Annotated in this window: 15 protein-coding genes; 5 read left to right on the top strand and 10 right to left on the bottom strand. The window is 69.2% G+C overall.

The features are described from left to right. Positions 1–8 precede the first annotated feature (8 nt). On the top strand, positions 9–1,505 hold the full coding sequence (locus ACOGI9_RS12555; protein WP_419857456.1) for an SDR family oxidoreductase: 1,497 nt from the start codon (positions 9–11) through the stop codon (positions 1,503–1,505). Here the strand turns inward: ACOGI9_RS12555 and ACOGI9_RS12550 are convergent, their stop codons facing one another. Next, on the bottom strand, positions 1,506–1,892 hold the full coding sequence (locus ACOGI9_RS12550; protein WP_419857455.1) for a type II toxin-antitoxin system VapC family toxin: 387 nt from the start codon (positions 1,890–1,892) through the stop codon (positions 1,506–1,508). Positions 1,893–1,894: 2 nt separating this feature from the next. Further along, positions 1,895–2,131: a type II toxin-antitoxin system prevent-host-death family antitoxin gene (locus tag ACOGI9_RS12545; protein WP_310754813.1), complete on the bottom strand. Its 237-nt coding sequence runs from the start codon at positions 2,129–2,131 to the stop codon at positions 1,895–1,897. A gap of 208 nt (positions 2,132–2,339) precedes the next feature. Here ACOGI9_RS12545 and ACOGI9_RS12540 point away from each other — a divergent pair, with 208 nt between their 5' ends. Continuing rightward, entirely contained in the window at positions 2,340–2,846 is a 507-nt protein-coding gene (locus ACOGI9_RS12540) for a DinB family protein (RefSeq protein WP_419857454.1), read from the top strand. Positions 2,847–2,867: 21 nt separating this feature from the next. Here ACOGI9_RS12540 and ACOGI9_RS12535 read toward each other — a convergent pair whose 3' ends face one another. The 5 genes from ACOGI9_RS12535 to ACOGI9_RS12515 all read right to left on the bottom strand — a co-directional run bounded on the left by ACOGI9_RS12535 (position 2,868) and on the right by ACOGI9_RS12515 (position 7,307). After that, positions 2,868–3,224, bottom strand: coding sequence for a hypothetical protein (locus ACOGI9_RS12535; protein ID WP_419857453.1), 357 nt, complete (start codon positions 3,222–3,224; stop codon positions 2,868–2,870). Further along, positions 3,221–4,366 (bottom strand): amidohydrolase family protein, encoded by a 1,146-nt coding sequence (locus tag ACOGI9_RS12530; RefSeq protein WP_419857452.1) that lies wholly within the window; start codon positions 4,364–4,366, stop codon positions 3,221–3,223. The genes ACOGI9_RS12535 and ACOGI9_RS12530 overlap by 4 nt, the downstream gene beginning before the upstream one ends. 45 nt (positions 4,367–4,411) lie before the next feature. After that, a complete protein-coding gene (locus ACOGI9_RS12525; protein WP_419859294.1) occupies positions 4,412–5,104 on the bottom strand; it encodes a creatininase family protein in 693 nt (230 codons plus the stop codon). 179 nt (positions 5,105–5,283) lie between these two features. Further along, the gene (locus ACOGI9_RS12520; protein WP_419857451.1) at positions 5,284–5,652 is read right to left on the bottom strand and encodes a BlaI/MecI/CopY family transcriptional regulator; all 369 of its coding nucleotides are present in this window, start codon (positions 5,650–5,652) and stop codon (positions 5,284–5,286) included. Between the two features lie 59 nt (positions 5,653–5,711). Next, complete coding sequence (locus ACOGI9_RS12515; RefSeq protein ID WP_419857450.1) at positions 5,712–7,307, bottom strand: M56 family metallopeptidase; 1,596 nt, start codon at positions 7,305–7,307, stop codon at positions 5,712–5,714. A 297-nt stretch (positions 7,308–7,604) separates the two neighbouring features. Between ACOGI9_RS12515 and ACOGI9_RS12510 the strand changes: the two genes are divergently transcribed. The 3 genes from ACOGI9_RS12510 to ACOGI9_RS12500 all read left to right on the top strand — a co-directional run bounded on the left by ACOGI9_RS12510 (position 7,605) and on the right by ACOGI9_RS12500 (position 14,757). After that, a complete protein-coding gene (locus ACOGI9_RS12510; RefSeq protein ID WP_419857449.1) occupies positions 7,605–10,856 on the top strand; it encodes a WD40/YVTN/BNR-like repeat-containing protein in 3,252 nt (1,083 codons plus the stop codon). A gap of 191 nt (positions 10,857–11,047) precedes the next feature. Continuing rightward, entirely contained in the window at positions 11,048–13,849 is a 2,802-nt protein-coding gene (locus tag ACOGI9_RS12505) for a M14 family metallopeptidase (protein ID WP_419857448.1), read from the top strand. 29 nt (positions 13,850–13,878) lie between these two features. Continuing rightward, positions 13,879–14,757, top strand: a complete 879-nt coding sequence (locus ACOGI9_RS12500) for a glycosyltransferase (protein WP_419857447.1) — start codon at positions 13,879–13,881, stop codon at positions 14,755–14,757. Here ACOGI9_RS12500 and ACOGI9_RS12495 read toward each other — a convergent pair. The 3 genes from ACOGI9_RS12495 to ACOGI9_RS12485 are packed head-to-tail and all read right to left on the bottom strand — an operon-like array spanning position 14,754 to position 18,210. Beyond that, complete coding sequence (locus ACOGI9_RS12495) at positions 14,754–15,578, bottom strand: glycosyltransferase (RefSeq protein ID WP_419857446.1); 825 nt, start codon at positions 15,576–15,578, stop codon at positions 14,754–14,756. The two genes, ACOGI9_RS12500 and ACOGI9_RS12495, sit on opposite strands and share 4 nt — an antisense overlap. Beyond that, a complete protein-coding gene (locus ACOGI9_RS12490) occupies positions 15,575–16,519 on the bottom strand; it encodes a sulfotransferase domain-containing protein (protein ID WP_419857445.1) in 945 nt (314 codons plus the stop codon). Before ACOGI9_RS12490 ends, ACOGI9_RS12495 begins: the two co-directional genes overlap by 4 nt. Then, positions 16,507–18,210 carry a hypothetical protein gene (locus ACOGI9_RS12485; protein WP_419857444.1) on the bottom strand — a complete coding sequence of 568 codons (1,704 nt, stop codon included), beginning with the start codon at positions 18,208–18,210 and terminating at the stop codon, positions 16,507–16,509. The genes ACOGI9_RS12490 and ACOGI9_RS12485 overlap by 13 nt, the downstream gene beginning before the upstream one ends. Positions 18,211–18,275 lie beyond the last annotated feature (65 nt).

The raw sequence follows: 18,275 nt of genomic DNA, 5'->3' as shown, positions 1-18,275 counted from the left end.
CGCCACGATTGCCCCCAACACGGAGCCCGGATCGGCGGCCGCGTCGCGTTCTCGTCACCGGAGCGAGCGGATACGTGGGTGGACGGCTCGTCCCGGCCCTCGAGGCGCGCGGCGAACCCGTTCGCTGTCTCGCTCGTAACCCCCGGTACCTCGCCAACCGGTTCTCGGGCCGGACCGAGATCCTCGCGGGCGACGTGCTGGATCCCGACTCGTTAGTCGAAGCGCTCCAGGGCGTGGACACCGCCTACTATCTCGTCCATTCGATGGGATCGAAGGCCGACTTCGAGGAACAGGACCGCCTCGGTGCCGGCAATTTCGCCCGTGCCGCGCGAGTGCGGAGCGTGCGCCGGGTGATCTATCTCGGCGGTCTCATCGGTGACGGCGAGCTGTCGCCTCACCTCGCCAGCCGGCGGGACGTCGGCCGCATCCTCGCCGCCGAAGGGCCGCCCACGCTGGAGTTCCGCGCCTCAATCATCATCGGATCGGGGTCGCTCTCCTTCGAACTCCTGCGGAGCCTGGTCAACAAGCTGCCGTGCATGGTTACGCCGCGCTGGGTCCGGACGCCGGCCCAGCCCATCGCGATCGACGACGTCATCGCCTACCTGATCCACGGGCTCGATCTCGACCTGGAGCGCAGCGCGGTGTTCGAGATCGGCGGGCCGAGACGGGTCACCTACGGCGAACTGATGCACGAGTACGCCCGCCAGGTCGGCGTGCGGCGCGTAATGGTCCCCGTCCCCCTCCTCAGCCCGCGACTCTCGAGCCTGTGGCTCGGTCTTGTCACGCCCGTTTACGCGCGGGTGGGCCGGAAGCTCGTGACCAGCCTGCGGAACCAGACGGTGGTGCGCGATGCCGCGGCCCTCGACCGCTTCCCGGTCCGTCCCCTCGATGTGCGCGAGGCGATCGAGCGGGCGCTGAGCGAGGAAGACGGCGCGATGGCCCGGACCCGGTGGAGCGACGCCGTCTCGTCAGGCGGCGGGCAGCCGCTCTGGGGCGGGAAACGCGTCGGTTCCCGGATCGTCGACCGGCAGCAGGCGATGGTGGAAGTCGGTGCCGAGCGCGCCTTCGCGCCGATCGAGCGCATCGGCGGCACGAACGGCTGGTACTACGCCAACTGGCTGTGGGTGCTGCGCGGATCCGCGGATCTCCTCCTGGGCGGGGTCGGCATGCGGCGCGGGCGGCCGCATCCGACTGAGCTGCGCCACGGCGACCCGCTCGATTTCTGGCGCGTAGAGGCCGTCCAACCCGGCCGCCTGCTCCGCCTGCGGGCCGAGATGAAGGTCCCGGGACGCGCCTGGCTCCAGTTCGAAGTCGAACCCCTAAAGGTAGGCAGCCGGATCACGCAGACCGCTATCTTCGACCCCCTGGGCCTCGGCGGCCTGCTGTACTGGTACCTCCTCTACCCCATCCACCGGCTGATCTTCCGCGGCATGCTCCACGGCATCGTGCGGCGCATCGATTCGGCGCCCGCGAGGGATCCGGAACCTCGAGCAAAGCGCGAGTAGCTACCAGAGACGATCCAGACCGTAGCGGTCGAATACTCCGTCGATCGAGATGATCGGAAGGCCGCGCGCGAGAGCCTGTGCTGCGAGCATTCGGTCGAAGGGGTCCCGATGGGGGCCGGGCAGGCGCCCCGCGCGTTCCCCGTCGCTGACGCTGATGGCAAGTTCGCTGAACCCCTGATCGGATATGCGGCCGGCCACATCCAGGGCCACTGCCTCGCCACCCGGCAGTCGGCCGATCCGGTGCTTCGTCGCGATTTCCCACGCGGAAGCCGCGCTGACGGCGATGTCGTTCGTCTCGTCCGCGATGAGACGGCGAGCCTTTCGGGACAGCCGCCCGCTGTCCGCGATCCACCAGAGAAACGCATGCGTGTCCAGCAACACGCGCACTGCTATCTGCCTTCCCAGGCGGCCAGTTCCTCGTCCGGCAGCGGGTCGAAGAAGCTGTCGGGGATCACGATCCGGTCCCTTAGAACATCCGGTTGGCGCTTGCCGGCCGGCTTGCAGGCCACCAGCCGTGCCACCGGCTCGCCGCGGCGAGCGATGACGATGTCCTCTCCAGCTTCCACCTGTGCCAGAAGGCGAGACAACTGTGTCTTGGCTTCATGAACGTTCACGACGTGCGACATCTCCCCTCCGGAACTCAGTATCTAGCTAATAATCTAGCTAAGTCGCGATGCGGATCAAGACGCCCGGCGTTCCGGAAGAACCGGGCGAAGCGTCGGCACCGAGGCGGGCGCATGGTTCCATCCACCGGGCGAGCATTGCAGGTTACCGCGCCCGCTGGACCGTCACCGCCCGGAGGGCGGCGACCGCGCACCCACAACGGAGTCTCCCATGATTGCTCAACAGACCCTCATGCAGTTCGACCATATCGTGACGGGCTGCCGCGCCACGCTGGAAGCCGTGCCGGATGACCGCCTCGACTGGCGCCCGCACGAGAAGTCGTGGACGCTCGGCGAGTTGGCGACCCACGTCGCGATGCTTCCCAACTGGACGGTGGCGACGCTGACCATGTCCGAGTTCGACGTGGCTCCGGACGGCGACGGACCGCCGCAGAATCCCGAACTCAAGTCTTCGGCCGAACTCGTCGCGGCGCTCGACGAGGGCGCGGCCGCGGCGCGGGAGACGATCGCGGCGACCTCGGACGAGGTCTTCGCCGGTACGTGGACGCTCAAGGTCGCGGGCGAGGATCGCTTCTCGATGCCCAAGGCGGTCGTGATGCGGAGCTTCGTCCTCGACCACCTGATCCACCACCGGGCGCAACTGGGCGTCTACCTGCGGCTCCTCGACGTGCCGGTGCCCCAGATGTTCGGACCCACGGCGGACTATCCGGATATGTGACGGGAAGGGGCGGCGCCGCGGTCAGTCCAGCAACTTCAGCCAGCTCCGCAGTTCGCTCGCCTTGTCGGCCTGGCGGCTGATCGATTCGCGGTTCACGTCGTTCAACTCGGTGGGACCCCGAGCGGGAACGGCCCCCGCCTCCTCCGCCGCCGTGTACGCTTCCTCGGCGTTCCTGAGGGCATCGACGAAGGCACCGGCGGCGCGGTGTACCAGCGCCGCGGCGTCCGTCTTCGCCTCGCGGGCCGTTTCCAGCCGTTCCTCCGCCCGCTTCACCGCGAGAGTGGCGTTGGCGAGCGCCCGGTACGCCGCGTCGTATGCCTCCTCCCTCGACATCGCCTTCCTGTAGGCGTCGAGGGCTCTCTTCGCCGGATCCTTCATCTCCCGTCCTCTCTCCCCGAAAACCGGCTTCGGTCGATGTCGGGGATGATCCGGAGCGCGTTCTCGAAGTAGACCTTCCGCAGGACCTCGTCCGGCAGGTCGAGCCCGTACATGCGCCAGAAGGCGTGGTACCTGCGATAGTAGGGGAAGTACTCGTCGGCGGTCTCCAGCACCCGAAAGTAGGTGGGATACTCGTCCGGCGCCCAGGAATCCTTCCCCATCAGGATCCGGTCCTGGTATTCGATGAAAAACTCGCGGGCGAAGCGGGGCTGCCGGCCCGGCTCGTAGATCACGGCGCCGAGTCCGACGTTCATGTTGGGGATCTCGTCCAGAAGCTGCCCGAGGCGGCCCAGATCGTGGCCGAGCCACGCGAGGTGGGCGGCGATGAACGTCGTCTCCGGGTGCCGGCGGAACATGTTCAACTGCTCGCCCAGCACCACCTCGAAGGAGGGTGGGCCGCTCTGGCGGCGCCGGGGCCGCACGCGAAGCTCGAGCCAGCGCTCGTTGCGTTCGTCCATCGGCTCCCAGAACGACGCCGGGTCTCCCGAGTGGATGAGGACGGGGATGCCGAGTTCTCCCGCCTTCGCCCAGATCGGGTCGAGGCGGGGGTCGTCCACCGGGACGCGCCGGTCGGCGGCATCGGTGAGCCACAGCCCGAGGTTCTTGAAGATCTTGAGCCCGCGGGCGCCGGCCTCGACATCGGCCTCCAGCCGGGCCGCGGCGAGCGCGCCGAACTCGGGGTCCCCGATGTCGCTGAAGTCGACGTTCGCGAACACGACGAAACGGCCGGGATACGCCGCCTCGAAGGCCTCGATCTGCCGCGCGAGCTGCGGGCCGGTGCCGCCGCTCAGGTTGACGCCGACGGCGAGGTTGAGCGCGTCCATGTCGCGCACGAGCTGGTCGAGCTGCGCCCGCGGCATCGTCCCGTTGAGGTGCAGGTGAACGTCCACGAAGGGGAAGGCCGCGCGCGCGACCGGGTTCTCGGGCACGACAAGCGTCGAGCGGGGGTCGTACGCCTCGACCGTCATCGGCGGCGAGGTGTCCGGGGGCACCGGCGGCGGGCCGCGCCGCTCCTGAGCCGCGGCCGGCGTCACAGTCGCCAGCACGATCGCCATCGTCATCCCCGTCCGCGCGTCCCTCATCCCATCGCCTCCATCTTCAGGTCCGAACCAGCACCCGAAGCGAACCTACGCCCCAAAGTGCGCGGCCATGCGGTCCGCCAGCGCCGCGATCATCTTCTCGCCGAGTTCGGCGCTCGCCCCGCGCGCGTCGCCGAGGATGCCGTTCGGCGTCACGCTGGCGAACCCCTCGCTGAGCACGCGCCGGATGAGTTCCGGTTCCTCTTCGGGCGTCGTCAGTCGTCCGCACTCGGCCAGTGCCTCGCGGACGATCCCGTCGTGCATGGCCATCATGATCGACGTCTCGGCGATGTCCGCGTGGCCGCCCACGCGGGCGCCGAGGCCCGCCTCCGCCTCCGCGACCGCGCGCCAGACGCCGATGACCTCGGCCAAGTCCGCATATACGTCCACGGAACAGTCGGGCCCCGCCGCTTCGTTGAACGCGTCACGCGCCTCGGCGAGCGGGGCGAAGTTCCCTCCGTGGGATGGGACGAAGCAGACGCGCCGGAAGCCGTGGTGCGCGAGGCTGACGGCGTAGTCCCGGCACACCGCGAGGAAGGTCTCCTTCTCGAGGGAGACGGTGCCGGGGAACGCCATGTGGTGCGCGGACCAGCCGACCCGGATCGTGGGAGCCACGAGCGCCCCGCCGAGCCGCCGGGCGATCTCGACCGCGAGCCGGTCCCCGTGCTCGGCGTCCACGAACAGCGGCAGGTGCGGCCCGTGCTGCTCCACCGCGCCCGCCGCGACGACGACCGTCGTGATTCCCCGCCTCGATCGCCGCCCCGATCTCGGGCGAGGTCATCCGTTCCATCCGTATTTCGGCAGCCATTCGGGTGACGCTCCGGCTCGCTGGGCCTTGAAGGCGGCGAAGACAGTGGATCCCGCAGCCTGTCGCCAGCCGAAGATCCCCCGACCCCGGCGGGCGCGCTACCCTGGGTCGGTCATCCTTCCTCCAAAATCTCCCGGAGGCGCTCGATCTCCTCGGGTTCGAGCTTCCGCTCTTCCATCAACTGGGTGATCATCGGGACCAGGGAACCGCCCGTGATGCGGGCGGCCAGCGCCTCGAGGCGCGCGGACGCGTACGACTCGCGGCTGATGCGGGCGGAGAAGAGCTGGGTGCCGAGGCTGGCGTCACGGTGGACGAAACCCTTGTCCTCGAGCCGCTGCAGCAGGCGCTGGATCGTGCCGTGCGCCGACCTCGTCGTGTCCGGGTAGAGCAGGTCGCGGAGTCGGCGCGCCGTGAGGCGCCCCTCCTTCCAGAGTCGCTCCATGACCGCGAGTTCGGCGTTGGCCAGTCTTGGTGTCGTCATGCGACGCCCTCTCTCGATCGTTCTCGACGCTGCACGTCAAAGGTCAGATAACCGCTCCGTCAGTTCCTCTTGACGACGCCGCTCATGCTGAACCCTGGCGAGCTGGTCTTCGCCGTTTCGCACGTCATCGTCATGGAGGCGATTTGGGACTCGTATGAAGAATCGAGCACCGCCGCTTCGGCACCCGTACACTCCACATGCACCCCCTTGAGCAACGACATGTTCGGGTTGTGCCGGCTCACTCGGAGGTGCCGAGCGAGTTCCGCGGCGAGGGCTTCTTCCGAAAGCGGACCTTCCGAAAGCGCCGACCGCAGGCGGGCGATGTCCAGCACGACCGTCTTGAAATCTCCAGCCCCGTCGTCCGGAGTCACGGCCAGGAATATGTCGGGGGTGCGGCCAAGTAGCCCCTCGACCCGACCGTCGTCTCCACGCAGCCGCACCGACCCACCGGACAGGGCCGTTTCTCCCGCGGCACGCAGGTTCCTGGCGAGGTTGGCCGGAAGGGCGTGCTCCGTTGCGATTGCCTCGATCAGCTTGCGCATCACCTGTGGCCGCAGGTGCAGGGGCGCGTCGGTGGCCGGACCGTCTCGCCCGTCGTCGAGGTGCAGGACCGCCTCCTTTTCAACCGGGACGAAGGCCGGGTCGACGGAGGTGAGGTTCGACTGGTCGGTGCAGTAGACGAGGCCGCCCGCGAGCAGGCAGACGGCGCCGCAGCGCAGGGCGACGCGGAGCCAGCGCGGGGTGGGGGTCGAAGTTCGGTTCGTCATGATCACGCGAAATCTCCTTTCAAGCCGCGACGCTCGGCCGCAGCGATCGATCGTGCTCGCGAAGGTCAGGGGGCCCGGCGCCGGGGTTTTCGAAATGAAGTCGATCACCCGGAGCAGCGCCCCCGCGTAAGTGCGGGGTTCGGCCTCGATCGCGGAGACGGCGAGCGCGTCGCAGCACAATTCCTCGGACGCCCGCAGCCGCCGGCGGGCCCACCAGGCGACGGGGTTCCACCAGAAGGCTGCGCACGCGAGCCATTCGAGCCAGCGCACGACGTGGTCGCGGCGCCGGACATGGGCGAGTTCATGCGCCAGGATGCAGCGCAGTTCGGACCCGTCCATCTCGGCCAGCAGTTTCGAGGGGAGGAGGACCCGCACCTTCCCGCCGGCCCACCACACCATGGGCGACAGCTGCGCGCGCGTCGAATAAACGGCGGGGGCCGCGCCGAGACCGAGCCGGCGGGCGATGTCCCGCGCGAGGAGCTGAACCCTGGGCGGGGCGGGTTCCGAAGCGCTCAGGAGCGAGCGATGGAAGCGCAGCGTGCGCGCGAGCGTCCAGCCGAGCACGGAAGCGGTGCCCAGGAGCCAGAGCCAGACGAGCCCCTCCCTGCCGCCGTCCCGCAGCCAGTCAAGCAGGGCGGTTCCCGCCGCTGGCGTCGGCTGCGCCTCGAGAGCACCGATCGCGGCCACGGGACCCGCCGAATTGACCCCCGCCGACCAGACCGGGATCGAGACGAACGGCGGCACGAGCAGGACGGCGAGCGGCAGCAGCCACAGTCCGTGCGCCAGCGACGGGTTCCGGCGGCGCCGCCCTGCGACCCACGCTACTCCGGCAAGACCGATCGAGATCGCCAGCTTGCTGGCTCCGATCTGCAGAATCACGTCCGTCATTTCGTGTCTGTCCGCCTCTCGCTCCGCCCTCATCAACGCCGCTGTCACGACGGCGTGTCGTAAGTTTACGACGTGATGTCGTAACCGTCAAGCGGAGACACACGGCAAGACGGCGGAGACAAGGCGAAGACAAGGCGGAGGCGGGGTCGAGGAGCCGGATTCCGGGGCACCCCGTTTCAGATTTCGATGGGTTCATCTATTCTATACGGGCTGTGTGGTCGGGTGGGGTGGCCGGTACCGGTTCCTTGCCCGGACCGCTCCCTCCCGCGGTACTCCTCCCGAAACGAGGTAAGCGAGATGCGTACGCGCTCAGGGCTCCCGGTGTCTCTGTCTCTCCTCGCGGTGCTTGCCCTCGCCGCAACCCCCCTTCCCGCGCTGGCCCAGGACGCCGATCTGCAGGCGGCGGTCCAGGCGCTCGAATGGCGCGAAATCGGTCCGACGATCATGGGCGGCAGAATCGCCGACCTCGCCGTCAACGAGGCCGATCCGTCCACCTTCTACGTCGGCGTCGCCACGGGCGGCGTGTGGAAGACGATCAACGGCGGGAGCACGTTCGAGTCGATGTTCGACGATCAGCTGATGCTGTCCGTCGGGGACATCACCCTCGCCCCGTCGAACCCGAACGTCGTGTGGGTCGGCTCGGGCGAGCCGCAGAACCGGCAGTCCTCCCCGTGGGGGATGGGCGTGTTCCGGTCGACGGACGCCGGCCGCACCTGGACCCATCTCGGGCTCGAGGCGACGCACCACATCTCGCGCATCCAGGTCCATCCGCGGAATCCGGACGTGGCCTATGTGGCGGCGATGGGCCGCCTGTGGGGCGCGAACCCGGAGCGCGGCGTGTACCGGACGATGGACGGGGGCGAGACGTGGGAACTTGTCCTCCATGTCGACGAACACACGGGCGCGATCGACCTCGCCATGGATCCCGGCGATCCGATGACGCTGTTCGCCGCCATGTACCAGCGGCAGCGGACGCTGTGGGGCTTCAACGGAGGCGGACCCGGGGGCGGCATCTACCGGACGATGGACGGCGGCGACAACTGGACGAAGCTCGCCGGCGGCCTGCCGGAGGGTGACGTGGGCCGCATCGGGCTCGACATCTACCGGCGCGACGGAAACCTCGTCTGGGCGATCGTCGAAGCCGACGCGCGCGCCCCGGGACAGGGCTTCGGTGCCCAGGAAGACGCCGACCGCAAGACGGGGACCTACAAGTCGACCGACCGCGGCGAGACGTGGGTGCAGACGAGCACGACGAACAACCGTCCCATGTACTACAGCCAGATCCGCATCGACCCGAACGATCCCGAGCGGCTCTACCTGGGCGGTTCGAGTCTGTACCGCACCTCGGACGGGGGGTACAACTTCACGCCGGACGCGGCCTCCGAGGTCCACTCCGACCACCACGCGCTGTGGATCAACCCGGCGAACTCCGACCACCTGATCCTCGGCGGCGACGGCGGCGTCTCGATCAGCTGGGACCGCTCCGACAACTGGCGCCAGCTGACGAACCTGCCCCTCGCGCAGTTCTACGAGATCGGCGTCGACAACCGCGACCCCTATCACGTGTGCGGCGGCCTCCAGGACAACGGCTCCTGGTGCGGCCCCTCGGACACCTGGTCCAACCAGGGGATCCGGACCCGCGACTGGTACAACGTGGGGAGCGGCGACGGCTACTTCACCGTCCTCCATCCGAACGGCGAGGAGATGATCGCGGAGTCCCAGAACGGGAACCCCATGCGCGTGAACCTCAAGACCGGCGAGCGGCTGCGGATGCGTCCGCTGGGACGCCCGGAGGGGGATGACGAGGATCTGCCCGAGTTCCGCTGGAACTGGGACACGCCGGTCGAGGTGTCGCCGAGCGACCCGAACACGGTCTACTACGGGTCCAACGTCGTGTTCAAGACGCCCGACTACGGCCAGACGTGGGAGCAGATCTCGCCGGACCTGACGAAGAACATCGACCGCGAGACGCTCTCGATCATGGGCGTCCTCGGCTCCGAGCCGATGATGTCGGCCAACGACGGGACATCGAGCTTCGGCAACATGATCTCGATCGAGGAGTCGCCGCTCGATCCGATGGTCGTGTACGCGGGCACCGACGACGGGAACCTGCAGGTGACGCGGGACGGCGGCGGAACGTGGACGAACGTGGCGCCGAACATGCCGGGCGTGCCCGACCAGCTGTACATGACGCGCATCGTGGCTTCGCACGCCGACGCGGGGACGGTGTGGGTCGCGGGGGACAACCACCGCAACGACGACATGGCCCCGTACCTGTATGTCTCGAACGACTTCGGCGAGTCTTGGCGGGCGGTCCGGGACGGGATCCCGGACGGCTGGTCGCTGAACGCGCTGGCGCAGCACCACCGCGCCGCGAACCTCCTCTTCGCCGGCAACGAGATCGGGACCTACTTCTCGATCGACGCGGGGAACTCGTGGCAGCCGCTGCTGCGGAACATGCCGCCCGCGCCGGTGGACGACATCAAGATCCAGGAGCGCGAGAACGACCTCGTGATCGGCACGCACGGGCGCGGCATCTGGATCATGGAGGACATCACGCCGCTCGAGGAGCTGAGCCAGGCCGTGCTCGCCTCCGAGGCGCACCTCTTCTCGACGCAGTCGGCCGTCGCCTACAACCCCTACACGCCGCAGGGCTGGACGCCGGGCGTGTGGGAGGCGGACAACCCGCCGCAGGGCGCCCGCATCCGCTACTGGCTGGGGAGCGACCTGCCGGACGCCCCGACGGCCGACGAGGAAGGCGGCGAGAGCGGCGAGCGGATCGTCACCGGCGGTCCGTCCGCGAACGGCGATGACCCGGCACCGATGCCCGCGATGGCGGGCAAGGCGGCGATCACGATCCTCGACTCCGACGGCTCCGTCATCCGCGAACTCGAGGGCGGCGGCGACCGCGGCCTCAACGAGGTGATCTGGGATCTGCGCTACGAGCCCCCACCGGCGCCGCCGGGCGGGGGAGGGTTCTTCTTCCGGGCCGGCAGCGTGGCGCCGAAGGTTCTCCCGGGCACGTACACGGCGCGACTGGATGCGGCGGGACAGACGCTCGAGACGGCGGTCACGGTACGGCTCGACCCGCGCGTGAACATCAGCCAGGGCGACCTCATGGCGCGCCAGGAGGCACTCATGAGCGCCTACGCGCTCGCGAAGCCGACGAATGAGGGGCTGCAGGCCGCGGCCCGCCTGCGCGGCCACCTGTCCGATGTCGAGGCGCAGCTCGAGGGCCACGATGTGGCCGAGTCGCTGACGGCGGAAGTCGAGGCCATCGGCGAGGAGCTGGACGAGATCGGTGACGAACTCGACACGGCCCGAGGGGGCGCCGGCGTGTCCGGCGGTCTGTCGGGCTACCACACGGCGCCGACGGCGGACATGCTCTACCAGCTCGAGCGCGGCTGGGGCGCGCTGCCCGGCGCCATCGACCGGCTGAACGCCCTCATCGAGGACCGCATGCCGGCGCTCTTCTCGGCCGTGCAGGCGGCCGGGGTCGGTCCCGACCTCGGCGATCCGGTACAGGTCCCGATGCCGCCGATGCGCTGACGCGGCCGCCGGACTGCCAGGGCCGGGAGTTAACCCGGCTCCAGCCGAAGCCGCCCGCCGCACGCCCGGAAGATCGGGCGCGCCGGCGGGCGGCGGCGCTTCCGGGGCGGCGTGCTTTGGCTTCCCGGGCACGCCGTCGCCATAATGGGCGCCGCAACTCTGCACACGATCTGCGTAAGGAGAGTCCGCACATGTCGTTCTTCGCCCCCAATCGGGCTTCGGCCCGCGGCATCCTGACCGCCGCCACGATCGTCCTCGGCGTCGTGACCGCGCGGCCCGGCCTCGCGCAGGAGCTGACGACCCCGGAGGCCTTCTTCGGCCACGAGATCGGCGCCGACTACGAACTGCCGGACTACGGCGATCTCTCCCGCTACTGGGAGACGCTGGCCGCCGAGTCCCCGCGCATGACGCTGCAGTCGATCGGGGCGACGGCCGAGGGCCGCGACCAGCTCATGGCGATCGTCACCTCGCCCGAGAACCACGCGAACCTCGACGAATACCGGGAGATTTCCGCCCGCCTCGCGCTCGCCAGGGGCGTGACCGAGGAGGAAGCGAGAGAACTCGCCCGGCGCGGAAAGGCCATCGTGTGGATCGACGGCGGCCTCCACGCCACGGAGGTGCTGGGCGCGCAGCAGCTCATGGAGACGCTGTGGCAGTTCGTGAGCGGGACCGACGACGAGACGATGCGGATCCTCGACGACGTCATCATCCTCTTCGTCCACGCGAACCCCGACGGCATGGACCTCGTCTCGAACTGGTACACGCGGAACGAGGAGAAGACGGAGCGCTCCACGCGCGGGATCCCCGTCCTCTACCAGAAGTACGTGGGGCACGACAACAACCGGGATTTCTACACGTCCTTCCAGTCGGAATCCGAGAACATGAACCGGCAGATGTACCGGACGTGGTATCCGCAGATCGTCTACAACCACCACCAGACGGGACCCACCGGGACCGTGCTCTTCGCGCCCCCGTTCCGCGATCCCTTCAACTACAACATCGACCCGATGGTCATCACCGGGATCGATCTCGTGGGCTCCGCCATGCACTCGCGCTTCACGGAGGAGGGGAAGCCGGGAGCGACGCGGCGGCGCGGGGCGAACTACTCGACGTGGTGGAACGGCGGCCTGCGCACGACACCCTACTTCAAGAACATGATCGGGCTCCTCACGGAAACGATCGGGAACCCGACCCCGATGGAGATCCCGCTGATTCTCGAGCGGGTGCTGCCCAACGACAATCTGCCGGCCCCGATCGAACCGCAGCCGTGGCACTTCCGACAGTCCGTCGACTATTCGGTGACCGCGAACAAGGCGGTGCTCGACGTCGCCTCCCGCTACCGCGAGACGTTCCTCTACCGCATCTGGCGCATGGGGATGAACTCGATCGAGCGCGGCAGCAAGGACAGCTGGACGATCCATCCCCGGCGGGTGGAGTGGCTGCGCGAGGAGATGCGCGCCGGGGCGGCGGAGACCGACTTCGCCCGTAACGTGGGTGGCTTCGGCGGCAGCCGCGGCACGCGCGCGGAGTACGACAGGCTGTTCGAGCCCGACCTGCGCGATCCCCGCGGGTACATCCTCCCATCGGACCAGGCCGACTTTCCGACCGCGACGAAGTTCGTGAATGCGCTGCTCGAGGGCGGCGTAATCGTGGAGCGGGCGACATCCGACTTCACCGTCGAAGGGAAGGAGTATCCCTCGGGCTCCTACGTGGTGCGGGCCGCGCAGGCCTTCCGGCCGCACGTCCTCGACATGTTCGAGCCGCAGGACCACCCGGATGACTTTCTCTTCCCCGGGGCAGCCCCGACGCCGCCGTACGACAACGCGGGGTGGACGCTCGCGGTGCAGATGGGGGTGGAGTTCGACCGCATCCTGGAGGGCTTCGACGGACCGTTCGAGGAGATCGGGGAGTGGAACGCGAGCCCCATGGCGGGGACGGTCGCGGATGCCGACGGGGCGGACGGTTTCGTGTTCGGTCACGAGGCGAACGACGCGTTCACGGCCATCAACCGGCTGCAGGCTTCGGGACACGAGGTCTACTGGCTCACGTCGCCGCTGCGCGAGGGTGGGCAAATGCACCCGGCCGGCACGTTCTACGTGAAGAGCCGCCGCGGCACGACCGACGCGGTCGCGTCGCTGGCCGCCGATCTGGGGATCGACTTCCAGGGCCTGGAAAACGATCCGAACGTGGACGCCCTGCGCCTCGAGGCGCCCCGGATCGCGCTCTGGGACACGTACGGCGGCTCCATGCCGTCCGGCTGGATCCGCTGGATCCTCGAGCAGTTCGAGTACGCGGACTTCGAACTCGTCTTCCCGCAGCGGCTCGACGCGGGAGATCTGCGCGACGACTACGACGTCATCATCTTCCCACAGGGCGCCATCGGCTCGCGGTTCCAGTTCGGAGGAGGCGGCGCGCCGGCTCCGGAGACGATTCCCGAGGAGTACCACGACCGGCTCGGCCGGGTCACCTCCGATGCGACGACGCCGGCGCTGATCGAATTCCTCGAGGACGGCGGTTCGATCGTCACCATCGGCGGTTCGACGGCCCTCGGGGCGGAGCTCGGGCTCCCGCTCGAGGACCATCTGGTCAAGGACGGCGAGGCGCTGGGCCGGGAGGAGTACTACGTCCCCGGGTCGATTCTGGAGGTCACGGTGGACAACTCGCGGCTCGTTGCCACGGGGGTTCCTTCGACGCTCGCGGTATCGTTCAACAACAGCCCCGTGTTCGGCGCATCGGCGCTGGCGGCGAGGAACGACGGAGCGAACGGGGTGACGCCACTCGCCTGGTTCGAGACGGACAAGCCCCTCATCAGCGGCTGGGCGTGGGGTCAGGAGCACCTCCAGGGCGGTGTGACGATGGCGGAAGCGAAGGTGGGCAACGGGCATCTGTACCTGTTCGGCCCGCTCGTCACGCGGCGTGCGCAGCCGCACGGCACCTTCAAGTTCCTGTTCAACGCAATCGCCCTCTCGTCCGCCGAGCCGGATCGGCCGTAGGCGTCGCTGGATCCGACGGAGGGGGCCGCATGAGCCGCGAGCCGCCCGCCCTCTCCGTCATCCTGAGCACGTACGAGGCGCCCGAAGAGCTGGAACGCACGCTCTGGGGCTACTCGGTACAGACGCACGCTGGGTTCGATATCGTCGTGGCGGATGACGGCTCCGGACCGGAGACGGGCGGCCGGATCGAGCGTCTGCGGGCGGCGACCGGTCTAGCGGTCTCCCACGTCCGGCAGGAAGACGACGGGTTCCGGAAGTGTCGGATCCTGAACCGCGCGATCGTCGAGGCCCGCGGAGATTACCTCATCCTCAGCGACGGCGACTGCATCCCCCGCGACGACTTCGTGGATACGCACGCGCGGCTCGCCAGGCCGGGGTTCTTCGTATCGGGCGGGAGGGTTCGCCTCTCGAGCGCGGCCGGAACGCGGATCGAGAAAGAAGATGTTCTGGACGGCTCGCTGTTCGAGTCGCCGTGGCTCCATGAGCAACGAGCGCTGAGCCGGTGGCGCGACCGGAGCAAACTCACCCGCTCGCCGCGTCGCGCCGCGTGGCTCGATCGCCTGACGACCACGCGAGCGACGTGGAACGGGCACAACGCCTCGGCCTGGAAGACCGACCTCCTGCGCGTGAACGGCTTCGACGAGCGCATGACGTACCCGGTCGAGGACCGCGAACTCGGCGAGCGTCTCCGCAACGCCGGGATTCGCCCCCTCCAGGCCCGGCATCGGGCGGTGTGCGCGCACGTCGAGCACGACCGGCCGTGGCTCGATCCCGAAGCGCAGGCGAGAAACGAACGGCTGCGCGCCGAAACCCGCGGGGTGCCCCGGCCGCTCCGCATCTTCCCGGGTTTCGCGCGCGGGCGCGACTGGACGGAGCACGGGATTCGGAAGGGCCCCCGACGGCCTTAGCCGTAGCCGTCGATTCCCCGCTGGGCGCGGACCGTGTCGGAGCGGAGACGGCGCTCGAGGCGCTCCCGGCTCGCCGGGTCGGGTGGGCGCATCTCATGCCAGAGGTGCAGAACCGGGACGGCGTAGCGGCCCTCCTTGCGTCGCACGCCGTTCCGGATGAGGCGGACGACGAGATCGTTGTCCTCGAACCCCCACCCCTCGAACCCTTCGTCGAAGCCGTTCACCGCAAGGAGGTCCGAGCGCCACAGGGCAAGGTTGCACCCCTTGACCCCATGCCACCGGCGCGGCGACATCCGGCGCAGAGGTCCCAGCGGCACGCGCAGCAGCGGCGTGAAACGGTCCACGCGTCCCCGGAACCACTCGACGAGCCAGCGCATGGCGCCCCACCGCTCGATTGCCGTCGCCCTCCGCGCGATCGCGAACCGCGAGAGTCCCGGGTCGAGCCGCACGCGGCTGCCGTGGACGAAATGCCCCGGCGCGGCGAGCGAAGCGTGTCTCTCCACATAATCCGGCCGCACGAGACAGTCCCCGTCGAGAAAGATGAGGTACGGCCGTTCGGTCGCGGCGGCGGCCCGGTTCCGGATCGCGGCCAGCCGATACCCGCGGTCCTCCTGCCGGACGTGCCGCAGGTCGAGGCCGGAGGCCTCCGCGAACCGCTCGACGAGTTCGCGCGTGTCCGGGCCGGAACCGTCGTCCGCCACGACGATCTCGAACCGGCGGTACGTCTGTTCGGCGAGACTCCGCAGCACCGCGTCGAGGGCGTCGGGCCGCTCGTAGGTCGAGACGATGACCGCGATGCCGGGGCCGCCGCTCGCTTTCATGCCAGGTATCCCGCGCGCTCCATGACGGGGCCGAACGCGGCTTCGATCCGGGCCGCGTCCGCGGGGTCCATCTCATCCTTCCAACCCTCCGCCTGTCCCCGGCGAACGAACCGCCCCTCGCCGCGGGCGCGCCCCGCGTAGGCCTCCGCACCGTGGCGCCCCTCCAGGTCTCGCATGGCCTCGAACGACCCGCGCGCCGCCGCCCGGGAGAGCCGCTCGGACGTTCCCGCGGGAACGTCTTCCGCAGGAACCGCACCGATGAAATGCGCCACGCGGCGGAGGGCCGCCTCGCGGTCGGAGACGAGGTCCTCGTAGCGCACGATACAGACCCGTTCGCCGCCCTCCGCGCGTCGGAGCGCGGCCGCCACCTGCCGGTCCCATCGCCTCAGGTGCCGGTGCCAGGCGTCGAATGGAGCGCCACCGGACAGGTAGCCATCCACGAACCGTGAGAGTGTCATGGCCCGGTCGTCGAACATCGTCGCGAACATGTGCCAGAAGGAGACCAGGACCGCCCGCGGGTCGCGCACGAGGTACAGGGTTCCGGGATAGCGGTGCGGGTAACGGGGATACTCGTTCCGGAACACCCTCGGGTCCGGGAGGTGGTCCCAGGCGGCGATCTCGTGGTCGCGGCCGTGCACGAACGGCACGTGGTCGCCGACGTTGTACAGGTTCACCTCTCCCTCGCGATCGTCGGACAGAAGCACCGCCAGCATGTAGGCGAGCCAGGTGTTCCCGGATTTCGGGTGTCCCACGAGGAACACATCGGTAGGCCGCAGCGACCGGAGGAACCGAGGCTCCCGCGCCCGGTTCCGCAGCCCGTCGCGCAGCCGGTAGTAGCCGACCCGGCGCTTGCCGCGACCGAACCAGCGCTTGAAGGCCGGGACCGCGCGCCGCCGGAGCCGGGGCGGGTCGAGCCTCGGCGGCCGGTTCACCGGGACCACGGGACCGTCCGCCCGATGAGGTCCGAGACTTCGTCCGCGTTGAACGCGTACTCCCGTTCGAGGTGGTCGCGTACCCACCCCGGCATGCGGACGGGAGCCGCCGCGTTCACGGGCTTCCTCAACGACTCGGCGTCCGCCACCACAACCCTCGCCTCGAGGAACCCCAGGAGATCGCGCATCAGGTCTTCGGGCCGCTCCCGGATCTCGTCCAGAAAGCCGAAGAAGAAATGCTCGCGCGGAAAGTGCCCGAACCACGCGCGCAGGCAGGTCGCGTAGTCGCTGCGCCGCCGGACCGCGTCGCTGTCGAAGTAGGCGATGAGTTCCTCGCGGCCCACCGACTCCAACGGCTTGCCCCGCCACCGCGGAAACCCGTGCCGCGCCTGCGACCACGCGCGCTCGATCGGGTCGCGCAGCATGAAGATGAGTCTTGCGTCGGGCATCCAATCCGCAACGCGGCGGATGACCTCCGGCTCGAGAATCGCGTAGGCAGGCGTGATCTCGCCCCGGATCCGGCCGCCACTCCGGCCGCCTCCCCTGGCGTCCCCCCGGCCGCCTCCTCTGGCGCGGACGAAGCGGGCAAGGTAGCGGAGCCGATCGATTCGATCCCGCGCGGATCCGCTCGGGGCCGGCGCTTCGAGCTTGCGGTCGAAGAAGTGGATCTCCTTGCGGTCCATCCGAATCTGCGGATGGCTCGAGAGCTGCGCCGCCACCCAACTCGTGCCCGCACGCGTGGCGCCGATCCCGAGAAAACGAGGCATCCGGCGCGGCAGGACGCGCTTATGCACCGGACGCTCGACCGGACGCCCGCTGCCCGGGGCTCTGACTGGCCGCACCCCGTGTGATTCGCGTCGCCCCGCCACATCGACCTGGTCATCGAGGAAGGTGGGCGGCAGGCGACGAACCGCGCCCATGTCGACGTCGCCCGCTCCCCCGCCGCGCAGCCGCTGGAACGTCTCCCATTCCCGTCGCTTGCGGGGCGAGGGGAACTCCGTCGTCGACCAGTGATCGAACTCCTCCTCGTCCAGGAACTTCAGCTCATGGAAGCAGACGGGTGCGAAGTGATGTGTCCGAAGCCAGCGGGGTCGGATCAGCTGTTCCCAGTGTTGCCGCTTGTGGAATCTGGCGGGGTAGCCGCAGGGGGCGATCCGCACCTCCCGGTTCACTTCCCCGCGCGGGACGAGAAAGGACCCCTCGGACGTCCGATACACGGTCTGTCCGGCGAGCGACCAGGCGGCGGGCCAACCCCCGTCGAGTCCGGCGATCAGGCCCAGGAAGGCATCCCGTTGCTCGCCCGCGAGCACCATGTCCGCGTCCCACTTGCAGGCGTAGCGCCGGGTGCAGCGGGACAGCGCCCAGTTCGTGAAGTAGACGAGAGAGTGCAGCGAGTCGGCCGGGGTTTCGTCGTGCTCGGGACCGAACCGCCCCACTCGGAAAGGATACGAATGAACCCGGATCTTGCTGCCATCCGCGGCGGTCTCCCGCACCTGCCGCACGATCTCGGCGGTGTCGTCCCGGCTGCCGTTGTCGATCACATGAATGTCGTCGAACACCGGAAGGATCGAGCGCAGGCAATGCTCGATCTTCGTCCCCTCGTCCCGCGCTCTCACGAAGGCGCTTGTCCCCGGCGCGCGATTCCGGCGCGGGAGGGAGAACGCGTACGCCTCGTTCCCTTCCCGGTTTCGAAACTCCATCCGGCTGAGATATGCTCACCCTGAGCGGAAAGCGAGTCGAATGCGACGGAAGAGACAACCAATGC

Origin of the sequence: Candidatus Palauibacter irciniicola (genome assembly GCF_965208695.1) — a bacterium.
Taxonomy (GTDB): Bacteria; Gemmatimonadota; Gemmatimonadetes; order Palauibacterales; family Palauibacteraceae; genus Palauibacter; species Palauibacter irciniicola.
The sequence above is the reverse complement of the archived record's forward strand: the minus strand, read 5'-3'. Positions and strand labels throughout refer to the sequence as shown.